Origin of the sequence: Sulfuritortus calidifontis (assembly GCF_003967275.1) — a bacterium.
In the GTDB taxonomy this organism is placed as follows: Bacteria; Pseudomonadota; Gammaproteobacteria; order Burkholderiales; family Thiobacillaceae; genus Sulfuritortus; species Sulfuritortus calidifontis.
In genome coordinates this window covers 1,246,083-1,261,277 of sequence record NZ_AP018721.1, presented here as the reverse complement: position 1 = coordinate 1,261,277, position 15,195 = coordinate 1,246,083, and the positions used below count along the sequence as shown (strand labels likewise).

15 protein-coding genes and 1 tRNA gene are annotated in these 15,195 nt (G+C 64.5%); 4 read left to right on the top strand and 12 right to left on the bottom strand.

Features of this window, described 5'->3' with window-relative positions:
* Positions 1–46: 46 nt before the first annotated feature.
* The 5 genes from EL388_RS06630 to EL388_RS06610 are packed head-to-tail and all read right to left on the bottom strand — an operon-like array spanning position 47 to position 3,159.
* A complete protein-coding gene (locus tag EL388_RS06630) occupies positions 47–283 on the bottom strand; it encodes a transcriptional antiterminator, Rof (RefSeq protein WP_197721837.1) in 237 nt (78 codons plus the stop codon).
* Positions 283–1,218 carry a S49 family peptidase gene (locus EL388_RS06625; RefSeq protein ID WP_126461390.1) on the bottom strand — a complete coding sequence of 312 codons (936 nt, stop codon included), beginning with the start codon at positions 1,216–1,218 and terminating at the stop codon, positions 283–285. Before EL388_RS06625 ends, EL388_RS06630 begins: the two co-directional genes overlap by 1 nt.
* Positions 1,219–1,221: 3 nt before the next feature.
* Entirely contained in the window at positions 1,222–1,566 is a 345-nt protein-coding gene (locus EL388_RS06620) for a Rieske (2Fe-2S) protein (RefSeq protein ID WP_126461386.1), read from the bottom strand.
* Positions 1,545–2,201, bottom strand: a complete 657-nt coding sequence (locus EL388_RS06615; RefSeq protein WP_126461383.1) for an HAD-IA family hydrolase — start codon at positions 2,199–2,201, stop codon at positions 1,545–1,547. The genes EL388_RS06620 and EL388_RS06615 overlap by 22 nt, the downstream gene beginning before the upstream one ends.
* Positions 2,194–3,159 (bottom strand): RluA family pseudouridine synthase, encoded by a 966-nt coding sequence (locus tag EL388_RS06610; RefSeq protein WP_197721836.1) that lies wholly within the window; start codon positions 3,157–3,159, stop codon positions 2,194–2,196. Before EL388_RS06610 ends, EL388_RS06615 begins: the two co-directional genes overlap by 8 nt.
* Positions 3,160–3,682: 523 nt before the next feature.
* Here EL388_RS06610 and EL388_RS06605 point away from each other — a divergent pair.
* Positions 3,683–6,307, top strand: a complete 2,625-nt coding sequence (locus EL388_RS06605; RefSeq protein ID WP_126461377.1) for an Rne/Rng family ribonuclease — start codon at positions 3,683–3,685, stop codon at positions 6,305–6,307.
* Between the two features lie 32 nt (positions 6,308–6,339).
* Here EL388_RS06605 and EL388_RS06600 read toward each other — a convergent pair whose 3' ends face one another.
* Positions 6,340–6,825, bottom strand: a complete 486-nt coding sequence (locus EL388_RS06600; RefSeq protein ID WP_126461374.1) for a low molecular weight protein-tyrosine-phosphatase — start codon at positions 6,823–6,825, stop codon at positions 6,340–6,342.
* A gap of 38 nt (positions 6,826–6,863) precedes the next feature.
* A complete protein-coding gene (locus tag EL388_RS06595) occupies positions 6,864–7,298 on the bottom strand; it encodes a MarR family winged helix-turn-helix transcriptional regulator (protein ID WP_126461371.1) in 435 nt (144 codons plus the stop codon).
* Positions 7,299–7,442: 144 nt separating this feature from the next.
* On the opposite strand from EL388_RS06595, the gene EL388_RS06590 reads away from it, so the two are divergent.
* Positions 7,443–7,769, top strand: a complete 327-nt coding sequence (locus tag EL388_RS06590; protein ID WP_126464032.1) for a TusE/DsrC/DsvC family sulfur relay protein — start codon at positions 7,443–7,445, stop codon at positions 7,767–7,769.
* Between the two features lie 3 nt (positions 7,770–7,772).
* Here EL388_RS06590 and uvrB read toward each other — a convergent pair whose 3' ends face one another.
* A complete protein-coding gene (gene uvrB, locus EL388_RS06585; RefSeq protein ID WP_126461368.1) occupies positions 7,773–9,842 on the bottom strand; it encodes an excinuclease ABC subunit UvrB in 2,070 nt (689 codons plus the stop codon).
* Between the two features lie 82 nt (positions 9,843–9,924).
* Here uvrB and EL388_RS06580 point away from each other — a divergent pair, with 82 nt between their 5' ends.
* Complete coding sequence (locus tag EL388_RS06580; RefSeq protein ID WP_126461365.1) at positions 9,925–11,115, top strand: pyridoxal phosphate-dependent aminotransferase; 1,191 nt, start codon at positions 9,925–9,927, stop codon at positions 11,113–11,115.
* A 2-nt stretch (positions 11,116–11,117) separates the two neighbouring features.
* Here the strand turns inward: EL388_RS06580 and EL388_RS06575 are convergent, their stop codons facing one another.
* Positions 11,118–12,440, bottom strand: coding sequence for an AsmA family protein (locus EL388_RS06575; RefSeq protein WP_165919159.1), 1,323 nt, complete (start codon positions 12,438–12,440; stop codon positions 11,118–11,120).
* A 59-nt stretch (positions 12,441–12,499) separates the two neighbouring features.
* On the opposite strand from EL388_RS06575, the gene EL388_RS06570 reads away from it, so the two are divergent.
* Positions 12,500–12,575, top strand: a tRNA-Asn gene (locus EL388_RS06570).
* Between the two features lie 34 nt (positions 12,576–12,609).
* Here the strand turns inward: EL388_RS06570 and EL388_RS06565 are convergent.
* The 3 genes from EL388_RS06565 to EL388_RS13830 all read right to left on the bottom strand — a co-directional run bounded on the left by EL388_RS06565 (position 12,610) and on the right by EL388_RS13830 (position 14,674).
* The gene (locus EL388_RS06565) at positions 12,610–13,440 is read right to left on the bottom strand and encodes a tyrosine-type recombinase/integrase (RefSeq protein WP_232019201.1); all 831 of its coding nucleotides are present in this window, start codon (positions 13,438–13,440) and stop codon (positions 12,610–12,612) included.
* A gap of 92 nt (positions 13,441–13,532) precedes the next feature.
* Positions 13,533–13,832 (bottom strand): helix-turn-helix domain-containing protein, encoded by a 300-nt coding sequence (locus EL388_RS06560; RefSeq protein WP_165919160.1) that lies wholly within the window; start codon positions 13,830–13,832, stop codon positions 13,533–13,535.
* Entirely contained in the window at positions 13,829–14,674 is an 846-nt protein-coding gene (locus tag EL388_RS13830; protein WP_165919161.1) for a replication initiation factor domain-containing protein, read from the bottom strand. Before EL388_RS13830 ends, EL388_RS06560 begins: the two co-directional genes overlap by 4 nt.
* Positions 14,675–15,195 lie beyond the last annotated feature (521 nt).

The following is a 15,195-nucleotide window of genomic DNA, read 5'->3' as shown; positions in this document are numbered from 1 at the left end:
ACCTGCGTAGGGAATGGGGGCACTCCCGGCGATTTCAAGAGGGCAGTCAGGCCGGCCGGGCGCTTACGATGGCGTCCAGCCGAATGACCTGATTGGCGCCGGATTCGGCCTGGAAGCTCAGCCACTCCGCCCCGGCGCGGGTGGCGACATCGGTGGGCAGGACCACGGCCTCGACCTCGCCGGCCTCGGTCCGGTAGCGCAGGCGCAGGCGCTGCCGGCGCAGTACGGCGAATTCCAGGCGCTCGTGTAAGGCGCAGGGAATGGGCTGGTAGGGCTCGGCCATCAGCGCAGACCGAGCTGGTCCCTGGCCCAGGGCCGCACCGCCTCGCCGATGGCGCTGCCCAGGCGCTTGGCCAGGCGGTCGGCCAGGTTTTCCCGTGGTGTGAAGTCCAGGATGTCCTCGGCCTGGACCACTTCGCGCGCCACGTAGTCGAGGCTGCCCAGGGCATCGGCCAGGCCCAGCTCGATGCTCTTGCTGCCGTTCCAGACCAGGCCGCTGAACAGCTCCGGCGTCTCCTTCAGGCGCTGACCCCGGCCCTGGCGCACGGCCTGGATGAACTGCTGGTGGATCTCGGCCAGCATGGCCTTGGCATGGGCCACCTGCTTCGGGTCCTCGGGCGAGAAGGGGTCGAGGAAGCCCTTGTTCTCGCCGGCGGTGAGCAGGCGGCGCTCGATGCCCAGCTTTTTCATGGACTCGGTGAAGCCGAAGCCGTCCATCAGCACGCCGATGGAGCCGACCAGCGAGGCCTTGTCGACATAGATCCGGTCGGCCGCCGCCGCGATGTAATAGCCGCCGGAGGCGCAAAGATCCTCGACCACGGCATAGACCGGGGTATTGGGATACTTGGCGCGCAACCGCCGGATCTCGTCATAGATGATGCCGGCCGCCACCGGGCTGCCGCCCGGACTGTTGATGCGCAGCACCACGGCCTTGCTGCGCTTGTCCTCGAAGGCGTTGTTGAGCGCGGCCACGATGTCGTCGGCCACCACGTCGCCGCCGCCGATCTCGCCCTGGATGTCAATCAGGGCGGTATGCGGCCCCGGCTTGAGCTCGCCGTCCTGCTTGGCGGCGATCATGATGAGCACCAAAAACAGCCAGATGAACAGCAGCGAGCGGAAGAAGATGCTCCAGCGCCGCGCCTTGCGCTGCTCCCGGATCTGCTCGAGCAGGAGCCGTTCGAGCGCGTCGCGTTCCCAGTTTTCCTGACCTTCGGCCATGTATTATTCCTTCACATAAATGCCGCCGTCGCGCTCGATCACCTCGAGCGGCAGCAGGCCCCGCCGCTCGCAGCGGCCGCCCAGACAGGCGCCGGATTCCGGGGCGTAGAGGGCGCCGTGGGTGGCACAGACCAAGTATAACCGGCTGTCATCGAAAAACTCCCCGGGCTGGAAGTCGAGCTCCACCGGGATATGGCCGCAGCGGTTGAGATAGCCATAGACCCGGCCCTTGAAGCGGATGACGAAGGCCGGGGTCGGCTGGCCGCCCCATTGCGCCTCGAAGCGCACCCCCCTGCCGCCATCTTGCAGATCGCTCGCCGCGCAGATCAGGCGTGGGTTCTCAGCCATTCGGCCAGCTCCTCGAAGCGGTGGCAGACGGCAAGCGGCCGGTAGGCATGCAGGCTGTCGGCGGGGTGGGCACCGTAGCCGGCGGCCAGCGCCGGCACCCCGGCGTTCTGCGCCATCTGCAGGTCATGGCTGGTGTCGCCGATCATCAGGGCGCGCTCGCGCTCGACCATGAGTTCGTCGAGCAATTCGATCAGCATGGTCGGGTTGGGCTTGGAAAAGGTCTCGTCGGCCGTGCGCGAGGCGTGGAAATACGGTTCCAGGCCGCTGTGCTCGAAGGCGCGGATCAGGCCGCGCCGTGCCTTGCCGGTGGCCACGGCGAGCAGGAAGCCGCGGCTGTGCAGCTCGGCGATCAGTTCCGCCGCGCCGTCGAACAGGGGGATATCCTGATCCTGGGCCAGATAGTGGTAGCGGTAGCGCTCGGCCAGGCGCGGCTGTTCCGCCTCCGGCATGTCTGGAAACAGGGCGGCGATGGCCTCCTTCAGGCCCAGGCCGATGATGTGGCTGGCCGCCTCGCGGCTGGGCACCGGCCAGCCGATGTCGGCGCAGGCGGCCTGGATGCTGGCGACGATGGTGCCGGCCGAATCCAGCAGGGTGCCATCCCAGTCGAAGATGAGCAGGTCGAAACGTTTAGCCAATTCGGGATTCCGTTTTCAGTGAATTCAAAAAGCCTTGCAGATCATCCGGCAACGGCGCCTCCAGCTTGAGCGGCTTGCCGGTGAGGGGATGCTTGAACTCCAGCGCCGCGGCATGCAGGAACATGCGTTTGAGCCCCTGGGATTTCAAGCGTTTGTTCAACTCGAAATCGCCATATTTGTCATCACCGGCGATGGGGTGCTTGAGCGCGGCCAGATGGACCCGGATCTGATGGGTGCGCCCGGTCTTGAGTTCCGCCTCGAGCAGGCTGAAACCGGGATAGTGCCCGACCAGCCTGAATATCGTGTGGGCGGCCTGACCGTCCTGCTGGGCCGCGACCCGGCGCTCGCCCTCGCCGGTCACGTATTTCTTCAGGGCCAGGCGGACGTTGCGCACGGGGTCGCGCCAGTGACCGGTGGCCAGGGCGAGATAGCGCTTGCGCATTTCGCCCTCGCGCAGCATGCGGTGCAGTTCGACCAGGGCCGCGCGCTTCAAGGCCAGGACCAGGACGCCGGAGGTCTCCCGGTCCAGGCGATGGGCCAGTTCCAGAAAGCGGGCCTCGGGCAGTTCCACCCGCAACTGCTCGATCACCCCCTGGCTCACCCCGCTGCCGCCATGGACGGCCATGCCGGCCGGCTTGTCGATGATGAGCAGGCTGTCGTCGCGGTAGATCACCCGGTCGAGCAGGGGCTTGACCACCCGCACCGGGGTCTTGTCCGGGCGCTCGGCCAGCCGGACCGGGGGGATGCGCAGCTCATCGCCCTCCACCAGGCGATAGGCCGGCTCGATCCGCCTGCCGTTCACCCGCACCTCGCCGTCGCGGCAGATCCGGTAGATGCGGGTCTTGGGCACGCCCTTGAGCTTCTTGAACAAGTAGTTATCCAGGCGCTGGCCGGCCTCCTCCGGCCCGATCACCACCCTGACCACCCGGGCCGGGGCCGGCGCCGATGACGGCTGCATGGCTTTGGCAGGTTTTTTTGCAGGTTTGTTACCTAAGTCTTTCATTTCACTGTTATACTTCTTGCCACTTTCAGAGCCGGCAAACAGGGCGTTGAAGAACCTGCCCGCGCCGCACCGAGAAAGTGCCGGTTGTTTCACTCGCCGGCTAAGGGCCTCCGGCCTCGCAGGTTGTCTTAACGAGCGTGATTCGCATTAAAAGAAGGTCGCTCGGGGGCTGCACGGCGAACCGGTCAGCCAAATTGAGTGAAGTTGGAGCTTCGGCGCGGACTGCGCGTAGCCCTCGACTCGATCGAGGAGAACGCCGGAAGAACGGCCGGGGCCAATGGTAACGTATTTGATAGCGCGATTTGCACCCGGATACCCTCCGACGGCCTGGCCGGCGGGCAAAGGATGAACCCGAAACCATGCACGTGACAGAACAAGACCGAAACCAACCAGTCTGCTGATCCCTGCTCGCTTTGCTGCCGCGACCCAGGTTCGCGGCGGGTTTATCGCCCCGGGGCGCATGGCGCAGGGGTAAAACATGAAACGCATGTTATTCAATGCGACGCAGGCGGAAGAACTGCGCGTCGCCATTGTCGAAGGCCAGAAACTGATCGACCTCGACATTGAGTCCGCCAGCAAGGAACAACGCAAGGGCAACATCTACAAGGGTGTCGTCACCCGGGTCGAGCCCAGCCTGGAAGCCTGCTTCGTCGATTACGGCGCCGAGCGCCACGGCTTCCTGCCCTTCAAGGAAATCGCCCGTTCCGCCCTCTCCGGCGCCGAGGGCGGCGAACTCGGCCGTGGCCGCATCCAGGACTTCCTGAAGGAAGGCCAGGAACTCATCGTCCAGGTCGAAAAGGACGAGCGCGGCAACAAGGGCGCCGCTCTCACCAACTTCATCAGCCTGGCCGGCCGCTATCTGGTCCTGATGCCGAACAACCCACGCGGCGGCGGCGTCTCGCGCCGGATCGAAGGCGAGGAACGCAACGAGCTGCGCGACGCCCTGGCCCAGCTGGAAGTCCCCAGCGGCATGAGCCTGATCGCCCGCACCGCCGGCATCGGCCGCTCGGTCGAGGAACTGCAGTGGGACCTCAACTATCTGCTGCAGCTTTGGCAGGCCATCGACTCGGCGGCCAAATCGCAAAAAGGCGCCTTCCTGATCTATCAGGAATCCAGCCTGGTCATCCGCGCCATCCGCGACTACTTCACCGCCGACATCGGCGAGATCCTGATCGACACCCCGGCCATCTACGAGCAGGCCCGCCAGTTCATGGCCCACGTGATGCCGAACAATGTGAACCGGGTCAAGCTCTACACCGACAGCGTGCCGGTGTTCTCCCGCTTCCAGATCGAGCACCAGATCGAGAACGCCTATTCGCGCACCGTGCCCCTGCCCTCCGGCGGCGCCATCGTGATCGACCACACCGAGGCCCTGGTCGCCATCGACGTCAACTCGGCCCAGGCCACCAAGGGCGCCGACATCGAGCAGACCGCCTTCAACACCAACCTGGAAGCGGCCGAGGAAGTGGCCCGCCAGCTGCGCCTGCGCGACCTGGGCGGCCTGATCGTGATCGACTTCATCGACATGGAAAACCAGAAGAACCAGCGCGAGGTGGAGGAACGCCTGCGCGATTCCTTACGCCATGACCGCGCCCGCATCCAGCTGGGCAAGATCTCCCGCTTCGGCCTGATGGAGCTGTCGCGCCAGCGCCTGCAACCCAGCCTGGGCGAGACCAGCTACGTGACCTGCCCGCGCTGCGCCGGCACCGGCCATGTTCGCAGCACCGAGTCCTTCGCCCTGCACCTTCTGCGCATGCTGCAGGAGGAGGCGATGAAGGAAAACACCGGCGCCATCCACCTGCAGGCCCCGGTCGAGGTCGCCACCTTCCTGCTCAACGAGAAGCGGACCGACATCCTCAACATCGAGGCCCGGCACAAGGTGGAGGTCATGCTGATCCCGAACATCCACTTCGAGACCCCGCGCTATGTCCTGCAGCGCCTGCGTCACGACCAGCTCAACCTGACCGAGACCATGCTGCCCAGCTACCAGATGATGGAAAAGCCCAGCGAAGAGGCGGAAGCCGCTGCCGCTGCGGCCAAACCCGAGCGCGCCCAGCCCATGGTCCAGGGCATCACCCCGTCGCAGCCAGCGCCGATGCCGACTACCAAGGCCGAAGAAGCCGGCAAGCCCGGCCTGTTCGGCCGCATCCTGGGCTGGCTGGGCGGCTTGAAGGCCAAGCCGGAAGCCAAGCCCCAGCCCAAGAAGGCGGAAGGCCGGCGCGAGCGCAACGAGGGTCGTCGTGGCCGCCAGACCGAAGGTCGCGAAGGCCGCGGTCGCCGAGAGCGCGGCGAAGGCGGCGAGCGTGGCGAACGTCAGGAACGCCGCGAGCGCCCCGAACGTGGCGAGCGCCAGGCTCGGGGCGAGCGTCAGGAGCGCCCGGAGCGTACTGAACGCGCCGAACGTGGCGAGCGCCAGCAGGAACGCCGCGAGCGGCCTGAGCGCGCCCCGCGCGAGGTCCAGCCGGCGGCTCCCGCCACTGCCCCGGCCATCGAGGCGGTGGCCGGCGAGGCCGGTCAGGAACGCGAAGGCCGCGGCCGCCGCCGCGGCCGTGGCCGCGGCCGCCGCGGCGAGGGTCGTCCTGAGGATATGGTCGGTGAACAGCAAGTCGCCGCGCCGACGAGCGAAGCGATTGAAAGCGCCCCTGCCCCGACCGTCCCGGTCGTGGTGACGGTGGAACCCGCCATGGAAGTGAAGCAGGCCCCTGCCCCGGTGCAGGAAGCCGCCCCGGTGGTCGTGACGCCGGTCGCAGCCCCCGAGCCCAAGCCGGCCCCGACGAGCATGCCCACCCCCGACCTTAGCCAGGCCGGCCTGGAACTGGTGGAAACCCGCGCCAGCGTGCCGGCCGCCGAAGCGGCCCCGGCCGGCGAAGCCGGTCAGCAGCGCCGTCGCCGGCCGCGCCCGAGCGTGGAAACCGCACCGGCCGAACCGCTGATGATGGTGGAAACCAAGTCCGCCCCGTCGGAGCCCCAGGCAGCCGAGCCGACGATGCCGACCGACCAGCCGCGCCGGCGTCCCCGCCCGGCCCAGGAGGCAGAAGCCACTTCGGAACCCCTGGTGATGGTGGAGACCAAATCCACCTCGTCGGATCAGGCTAACGCCTAAACCCGCCGCCCCGGCTCCGGGGCAGTCTCAACTCAAGCGCCCGTCCGGATCGCCTGCAGCAGGCCCCGGGCGGCGTCTTCCACCATATCCAGCACCAGATCGAAGCCTTGCGCCCCGCCGTAATAGGGGTCTGGGACTTCTTGTCCCTTGAACCGTTCGCTGAACGCCAGGAAAAGCTGCAGCTTGTGCCGCTGATCGTCAGGGCAGATGCGCTGCAAATTGGCCAGGTTATCGAGGTCCATGGCCAGGACGTAATCGAACTCGGTGAAATCGCGTCGGGAAACCTGACGGCCGCGCAAGGGCGACAAATCGTAGCCGCGGCCGATCGCGGCCGCCTGGGCGCGCCGGTCCGGCGCCTTGCCAATGTGGTAATCGTGGGTGCCGGCCGAATCGATCCGGACCCGATGTTCCAGCCCCTCCTCCGCCACCATGCGCCGGAATACCCCTTCGGCCGTGGGCGAGCGGCAGATGTTGCCCATGCAGACGAAGAGCACCGAAACCTTGCTGTCCTGATTCATCGAGAAACCCGCCGATTGAAAACCGGCGATTATAGGGCTTATGACTCGTTCGCTTGTGTGGTGGACAACTCGTCCGCGCCTGGCACCTTGAAGATGCCCTGCAGGGTCAGCAGTTCGTCGCGGTGCAGGCGGGCCAGGGTTTCGACCAGCTTTTCGCCCTTTGGCGTCAGATGCACCTCGACCTCGCGCCGGTCGTGCCGTCCCGGTTCGCGGCGCACCAGTTCCAGTTTTTCGCAGCGCGAAACCAGGGCGACCACGCCGTGGTGGTGGGCCTGCAGGCGCTCCGCCAGTTCGCCCACCGTCGCCCATTCACGCCCTTGATGACCCTTCAGATGCAGCAGGAGCAGGTATTGCAGGTGGGTGATGCCCTTCTTGCGCGTCGCCGATTCGCTGAAACGCAGGAAACGCCTCAGCTGGTAACGGAAGTCGGACAGGGCCTCGTACTCTCTTTTGGTCATGGATTTGCTCTTCATGGGCCAATGCTAGCCGGTTTGTCTTGTTTGATATATATCAAATTCTGATAATATCAATCTGTGATATATTGAAACCGTAACTCTCTGTTTGCCAAGCTCGACGGCCGAAAACCGGCCGCTGGATAAGGAGATGAGAATATGGACATGCAAGTCGCTTTCGAACTGCCGCCCTTGGACGAGGAAGGCTATCTGATCGAACCGCGGGACTGGAACGAGGCCGTGGCCGAGGAACTGGCCCGCCAGGAGAACATCACGCTGAACGAGGATCACTGGGACGCCATCCGCTTCATGCGCGAGTTTTACGAGGAACACCAGGTCGCCGCCGATGCCCGCTTCGTGATCAAGCATCTCACCGAACGCCTGGGCCCGGGTTCGCGCAACAAGCTGTTCGAGCTGTTCCCCTACGGCTATGTGAAGCAGGCCTGCAAGATCGCGGGCATGAAACGGCCGCGGGCCTGGAGCACGGGCTAGGCCTTATAGACGCTTGGATGTCCCCGAGCCGGCTTGCCCCGGCTCGGCGTCGCGCTCTTCCACCCCGAACATCAGCTTTTTCAGGCTGTGCATCTGGTCGCGTAGGCTTGCGGCCTTCTCGAATTCCAGGTTGCGCGCAGCCTCCATCATTTCCTTCTCCAGCCGCTTGATCTCCTTGGTGACTTCCTTCTCGCCCAGCTTCTTGTAATGGGCGCGCTCTTGCGCCACATGCAAAGCCTTCTCGGCCTCTTCGATGTCGTAGACGCCGTCAATGATGTCCTTGATCCGTTTCTGCACGCCCTTGGGCACGATGCCGTGGGCCTCGTTGTAGGCCTTCTGCTTGGCCCGGCGGCGTTTGGTCTCGTCCATGGCCCGGCGCATGGAATCGGTGATCTCGTCGGCGTAAAGGATGGCCGTGCCGTTGATGTGGCGCGCCGCCCGGCCGATGGTCTGGATCAGCGAGCGCTCGGAACGCAGGAAACCCTCCTTGTCGGCGTCGAGAATGGCCACCAGGGACACCTCCGGGATGTCCAGCCCCTCGCGCAAAAGGTTGATGCCGACCAGGACGTCGAACACGCCCAGGCGCAGGTCGCGCAGGATCTCCACCCGCTCCACGGTGTCGATGTCCGAGTGCAGGTAGCGCACCTTGATGCCGTGGTCCGAGTAGTACTCGGTCAGATCCTCGGCCATGCGCTTGGTCAGGGTGGTGACCATGACCCGCTCGCCCTGAGCCACCCTGAGACTGATCTCGCTCATCAGGTCGTCGACCTGGGTGGTGACCGGGCGCACGATGACCTCGGGGTCGATCAGGCCGGTCGGCCGCACCACCTGCTCCACCACCTGCTCCTGGTGCTTGGCCTCATAGGGGCCGGGCGTGGCCGAGACGAATACGGTCTGGCGCATCATGCGTTCGAACTCGTCGAAGCGCAGGGGCCGGTTGTCCATGGCCGAGGGCAGGCGGAAGCCGTAATTGACCAGGTTCTCCTTGCGCGCGCGGTCGCCCTTGTACATGGCGCCGATCTGCGGCACGGTGACGTGCGATTCGTCCAGGAACATCAGGGTATCGGCCGGCAGGTAGTCGATCAGGGTCGGCGGCGGCTCGCCCGGCTTGCGGCCCGAGAGATAGCGCGAGTAGTTCTCGATGCCCTTGCAGAAGCCCAACTCGGACAGCATCTCCAGATCGAACCGGGTGCGCTGTTCGATGCGCTGGGCCTCGACCAGCTTGCCGTTGTCGGCAAAGAATCTGATCCGCTCGGCCAGTTCGAGCTTGATGCCCTCGATCGCCCGCAGCGTGGTCTCGCGCGGGGTGACGTAGTGGCTGGAAGGATAGACCGTGAACCGGGGCAGCTTGTGCAGCACCTGGCCGGTGAGCGGGTCGAACACCGAGATGGCCTCCACCTCGTCGTCGAACAGCGACAAGCGCACGGCGGTCTCGGCGTTTTCCGCCGGGAAGATGTCGATCACATCGCCCCGCACCCGGAACACCCCGCGCTTGAACTCCAGTTCGTTGCGCTGGTACTGCATCTCGGTCAGCCGGCGGATCACCTCCCGTTGCGGCACCCTGTCGCCCTGCCTGAGATGCAGGATCATGTGGTGGTATTCCGAGGGGTCGCCGATACCGTAGATGGCCGAAACCGTAGCCACGATCACGCAGTCCGGCCGCTCCAGCAGGGCCTTGGTCGCCGACAGCCGCATCTGCTCGATGTGCTCGTTGATGCTGGAGTCCTTCTCGATGAACAGGTCGCGCGCCGGGACATAGGCCTCGGGCTGGTAGTAGTCGTAGTAGGACACGAAGTACTCGACCGCATTGTTCGGGAAAAACTCGCGGAATTCCGCATAAAGCTGGGCCGCCAGGGTCTTGTTCGGGGCCATGACGAAGGCCGGCCGGCCGGTCCGGGCAATCACGTTGGCCATGGTGTAGGTCTTGCCCGAGCCGGTCACCCCGAGCAGGGTCTGGCAGCGCATGCCCTGCTCGATGCCAGCCACCAGCTGGGCGATGGCGGTCGGCTGGTCGCCCGAGGGCTCGAACGGCTGGTGCAGCTCGAAGGGGCTATTGGGGAAGGTGACGATCACGGGTAGAATTTCGCGCGCGAAAACCGATCAATGTTATCAGGTCGGCCCCCCTTCACGCGCGACGATTTGCAAAGGCCCTATCTTGGAACTCTCCCACCGCGTCAAGAACATCAAGCCCTCCCCCACCCTGGCCGTGTCGGCCCTGGCGGCCAAGCTCAAGGCCGATGGCCGCGACATCATCGGCCTGGGCGTGGGTGAGCCCGATTTCGACACCCCGCAGCACATCAAGGAAGCCGCCATCGCGGCGATCCACCAGGGCTTCACCAAATACACGGCGGTCGGCGGCACCCCCTCGCTCAAGCAGGCCATCGTCGCCAAGTTCAAGCGGGAAAACGGCCTCGACTACCTGCCGAAGCAGATCCTGGTCTCCTGCGGCGGCAAACAGAGCTTCTACAACCTGGTCCAGGCCTACATCAACCCGGGTGACGAGGTGATCATCCCGGCGCCCTACTGGGTGTCCTATCCCGACATCGTGGTGCTGGCCGACGGCAAGCCGGTGATCGTCGAGGCCGGCATCGAGCAGGGCTTCAAGCTCACGCCGTCTCAGCTGCAAAGGGCCATCACCAGCCACACCAAAATGCTGGTGATCAACAGCCCGTCCAACCCGACCGGTGCCCTCTACAGCCTGGACGAACTCAAGGCCCTGGGCGAGGTGCTGCGCAAGCACCCCAAGGTGCTGATCGCCACCGACGACATGTACGAGCACATCCGCCTGGTCGACACCCCCTTCGTCAACATCCTCAACGCCTGTCCGGACCTGTACGAACGCACCGTGGTGCTCAACGGCGTGTCCAAGGCCTATGCCATGACCGGCTGGCGCATCGGCTATAGCGCCGGTCCGGCCGACCTGATCGCGGCCATGGAGAACATCCAGTCGCAGAGCACCTCCAACCCCACCTCGATCTCGCAGGTGGCGGCCGAGGCCGCCCTCAACGGCGACCAGGCCTGCATCCAGCCCATGCTGGCCGCGTTCAAGGAGCGCCATCGTTTCGTGGTGGATACTTTGAACGCCATCGCCGGCGTGAAGTGCGTGGAAAGCGGCGGCGCCTTCTATGCCTTCCCGGACGTGCGCGATGCCATCGACGCCCTGTTCGCCGCCGGCAAGCTCACCGCCAGGACCGACATGGCCCTGAGCCAGTACCTGCTCGACCACGGCGTGGCCGTGGTGCCCGGATCGGCCTTCGGCGCCGAGGGCTATATCCGGCTGTCCTTCGCCACTTCCATGCAGAACTTGGAAAAAGCCTTGGAGCGCATCGCCAAGGCCCTCGCCTAAATCTATTTGAAGAGCTTTTCCAGGGCCTGGCCGGCCTTGGAACCAATCGCCGTACCCAGGCCCGGCCCCAGCAGACCGGTGCCCACCGCCGCCCCCGCCACCGCCATGCCGCTCGGCAACAGGAGGGGGTCATGCACCGTGCCGCTCACGTTCAAGGGCACCGCCACCAGGGTGGCCGTCGCTTTCAATTCCACCGTCACCTGCCCGGACAGCTCCTTGGCCGGGCTGATGGCGACATCGCCTTTGGCATTCAAGATACCGGAACTGATCTCGATCTCGCGCAGACGATATTGCCTGCCCTCGACCTCGGCCACACCGCTCAACCGATCGAACCGGGTCTGGCCGCCACGGCTGCCCTGACGGGTCAGCAGCTTGGCCGCCTGGGCAAGGTTGACCTTGTCGAGCACGCCGTCCTTGACCTCGAAATTCACCTTGGCTTGCAGCCTGTCGGCCAGTTCACCCGGCGAAGGTGCCGCCATCCGGTAACGGCCATCCGCATAAAGCCGACCGCTGAAGGCACTGGACGGACTCAGCATGTGCACGATCTGGCTCACCTCCACGCCTGTCGTCTTGATTGTGCCATCCACCTGCCAGCCATCCCGCCAATCCAGGCGGATCGGGGCCTGTAAATCGCCGCCATAGAGGCGGGCATTCAATTGCAGCAGATCGAGCCCCTGTTTGGTCAGCCTGCCCTGGCCCTGCAGGCTGTCGAACAGCAGTGCGGGCTTGATCGGCAGTTTGAACTGGCGGCCTTCGAGCACCACCCGGTAGCGCTCTTCAGGTTCGGGCAATAGAGTCAATGTCATGCTGCCATCCTCCGGCCCAGCCTGGACCGATTGCAGGCCAGCCATGTTCATGCGGACCTCGGCTTGCAAAGGCCCCCATTTCAGGGCGCCCAAATCCAGATTCATGCCGCGCAGCTCGACGCGGCGGACCAGTACCGTCTGCGGTCCGGGCCGAGGCTTGGCCCATTCGGCAATGCGGCCAAGCAAGGCCGGGTTCACCGCAACCTCCCGCACGGCGACAGATTGGATCACCTTGACCTCGTCGAATAGGGAAAACAGGTCCGGCGTCACCGTCACCGCCCCCAGCTTCACGGCTTGCTCTGCGCCGATACTGAGATCGGCCAAGGTGGCGGCAGGCCAGGGCAACAAGGTGAAACTCAGCCGGCCGATATCGACCGGCTCGCCCAACTTCTCGGAAGCCGCTTCCTGCAGGCGGATGCGATAGCTCTCTGTCGGGATGAGAAAAGGTAGAACCAACAGACCGCCCAGCACTACCGATAGACTGATCAGGGCGATCTTCCAACGCTTCGCAAGCTGCATTCGTGCATCACATCTGTTGACCGAAAACGGCCAACAGCCTATCATACGCGCCTCTCAATTCCCCGATAGCTCAGTCGGTAGAGCGACGGACTGTTAATCCGCAGGTCCCTGGTTCGAGCCCAGGTCGGGGAGCCAGATGCACTAAGCCTCGCAGCAATGCGGGGCTTTTTCATTTCTGGCCTACCGTAGCCAAATCGTAACCACCAATTACCGCATTGAGACGGGCCGGGGCGGCGGCTAGCTGGTCGGGCGCGTGGTGCGCATATCGCTCGACCATCGAAGCCGTTCTCCAGCCTCCCAGGCGCTGCAGCTCATGCGTAGGCGTTCCCGCCTGCCGGTGCCACGTCGCCCAGGTATGGCGCAGATCGTGCCAGCGGAAATCCTCGATGCCTGCCCGCTTGCGCGCTTCCTGCCATGCTTTCGTGTTGGCCTGTTTGATCGGCTTGCCATTGAAGGTGAACACCTTCTCAGGATGCTTGCCGACCTGGCGGAGCAAGACCATTACGGCCTCCTCGCTGAGAGGCACCGGGATCGGACGGCGGTTTTTCGACTGCCATCCCTCGATCCAGGCGAATCGCCGTTCCAGATCGACCTGCGACCATTGCAGACCCAACACGTTCGACTGTCTCAATCCCGTCAGGAGTGCGAAGGTCACCACATCCCGCTGATGGGCGGGCAAGACTTCCAAGAGCCGCCTAGCCTGCTCAGGCGTGAGGGCACGTTCGCGTCCTTCCGGTTCTTTAAAGAGCTTCACCTTGGGCACCTTGTCCAGCCATTCCCATTCGTCGCGTGAGCGAATGAGGATGGACCGCACCAGGGCCAAGTAGCGGTTCGCCGTAGACTTTGAGCCCTCCTTGAGCCGAGCCGCCTTAATTTGGTCGATCACGTCGAGCGTGATTTCGTCCAGGTGCAGCGCCCCGAGGAAGGGATGGAGCCATTTCAGCTTCCGCACATCTTCGCGATGGGTGCGCTTGTCGGCGGTTTCCGACAGCCAGCGCACTACCGCTTCCTGCCAAGTGCGCCGGGGTTTTGCCCCGAGCCGCACTTGCTCCCACAACGAGGCTTTTAACCGGTCGTGGTACTCCTGGGCCTTCAGCTTGTCGTCAGTCCCAGTACTTCTTTGTATGACCTTTCCAGCGTGGCGGAGCTTGATCCACCAGACGGAAGAGTCCTTACGCTTGTAGAGTGACATTCGGATTTCTCCTGTCGGTCACCCTGCATCACCCGCGCCGGGTATTGTGCGCGGATGTAATCGATCAGATCAACGTCCACGAATACCCAGCTCTTGCCGATCTTGGCCCCTGGAATTTCACCGCAGCGGGCCTTTTCCCGCAGGGTTACGGGGTGGATATGGAGCAAGTCGGCAGCGGCATGCAGGTCGAGGGTTTTCACGTCGCGGCCCCTGCCAATCCTGGCGGGTAATCAGCGAGCCGGCGCGGCACACCGGGGCGGATCAGCTCAGCGACCACAGCGGCGGCGTTCTTGCCATGCTTCGCCATAAGGACGTTCACCAGGGGACCATAGGCTTGCTTGGCATAGTGGACCAGGGCACCTAGTGCGATCTTGGCGGCCTTGGCGATAGTGCGGACCTTCTCCTGGATGATCGAGAGGAAGCCGAAGCAGGCATAAGCCCCGGCCAGATAGACGCCGGGCCGCGTGAGCATGTCATAGGGCAGCACTCGACTTTGATCCTTGAACTCAACTTCGGCCCGGACCCAGGGGCTTTCCGGGTCGCCTAGCTGCTTCCCCTTCTCGTAGATGCGGGCCATTTTGCCGTTGGCGCGGTTGCCGATGTAGAGGGTTCGGCCCTTGGGGCTACCCGCGGTGAGCCAATCGCCCTTGACCTGGTGCCCAGGGCGGCGGCCTCCGGTGCTGAATCCGTCCGCGTTGTACCACTCCACCGCACGCTCGATGCTGAGGGTTTCGCCGTCATGGTCATCATGGGCGACATCTACACGTTTGAGCCGTGCGCCGTTGGCTTCCAGCCAATCCTGGACCGCCTGCCAGTCCTTGACGTGGGCGCAGCCGGCACCGGTCAGGGAAACGTAGGCCGTCCCCTTCTGACCTTTCCCCCCTACTGCAAGGATGCCGTGGCCGCCCAGGTCGTAGGACTGCGAGTAACCGAAGGCCCCCTTGCCACGCGATGTGAGGGAGGAAACACCGAACAGGGCCGCAAGATGGGGAAGTAGCCAGCGGATGGGATCGACCTCGGGCGGGGCGATGGTGAAGGCCAACCAATCGACGTGAGCCAACCGGGGCAAGGCCCCGGAGGGATTTTCCGAGGGGAAAGAGTTTCCCCCCGTAGTTACTATACGGGGGGAGGCCCTTCGCCCGCGCATACCGCCGGCGCCTGCGCGCTCGCCAGTATGCACAGGCTCAGGGGCCGTGCCCGAATGTTCACTAATGGGGAAGTTCTGTCCTGGCGGAATGCCAGGTGGATGTGTGGCAGGCATGGCGACCTCATCGAATAGCATTGATGAAGTCACAAGACAGGGGCGCAAGCCTCTGTCTATTTGCCGCTGCTGCATTCCCCCTTGCGCTGCTTCTAATAGGCTAATGCATCCCTGGGCTACGGTCGCTCCCGTTTTTTCGGGTCCCGTTATTTGGGTCGTCTCAATACCGTCTTGTGACAGACGCTTTAAGCCTATGGCATTAAAAATGCATCTGTCAAGTCCTGGCCGCGTTACCCACATACCCACAGCCGCGCTTCGCGCCCCTGGGCGCGCTGGTGCGTGGCGTCCGCCACGCGCGCCCA

Bases quoted from the DNA above. Each gene is read 5' to 3' on its own strand.
- EL388_RS06610 (WP_197721836.1), bottom strand. From the start codon at position 3,159: ATGCAGCCGTCATCGGCGCCGGCCCCGGCCCGGGTGGTCAGGGTGGTG.
- EL388_RS06605 (WP_126461377.1), top strand. From the start codon at position 3,683: ATGAAACGCATGTTATTCAATGCGACGCAGGCGGAAGAACTGCGCGTC.
- EL388_RS06620 (WP_126461386.1), bottom strand. From the start codon at position 1,566: ATGGCTGAGAACCCACGCCTGATCTGCGCGGCGAGCGATCTGCAAGAT.
- EL388_RS06625 (WP_126461390.1), bottom strand. From the start codon at position 1,218: ATGGCCGAAGGTCAGGAAAACTGGGAACGCGACGCGCTCGAACGGCTC.
- EL388_RS06600 (WP_126461374.1), bottom strand. From the start codon at position 6,825: ATGAATCAGGACAGCAAGGTTTCGGTGCTCTTCGTCTGCATGGGCAAC.
- EL388_RS06590 (WP_126464032.1), top strand. From the start codon at position 7,443: ATGCAAGTCGCTTTCGAACTGCCGCCCTTGGACGAGGAAGGCTATCTG.
- EL388_RS06575 (WP_165919159.1), bottom strand. From the start codon at position 12,440: ATGCAGCTTGCGAAGCGTTGGAAGATCGCCCTGATCAGTCTATCGGTA.
- EL388_RS06595 (WP_126461371.1), bottom strand. From the start codon at position 7,298: ATGAAGAGCAAATCCATGACCAAAAGAGAGTACGAGGCCCTGTCCGAC.
- EL388_RS06630 (WP_197721837.1), bottom strand. From the start codon at position 283: ATGGCCGAGCCCTACCAGCCCATTCCCTGCGCCTTACACGAGCGCCTG.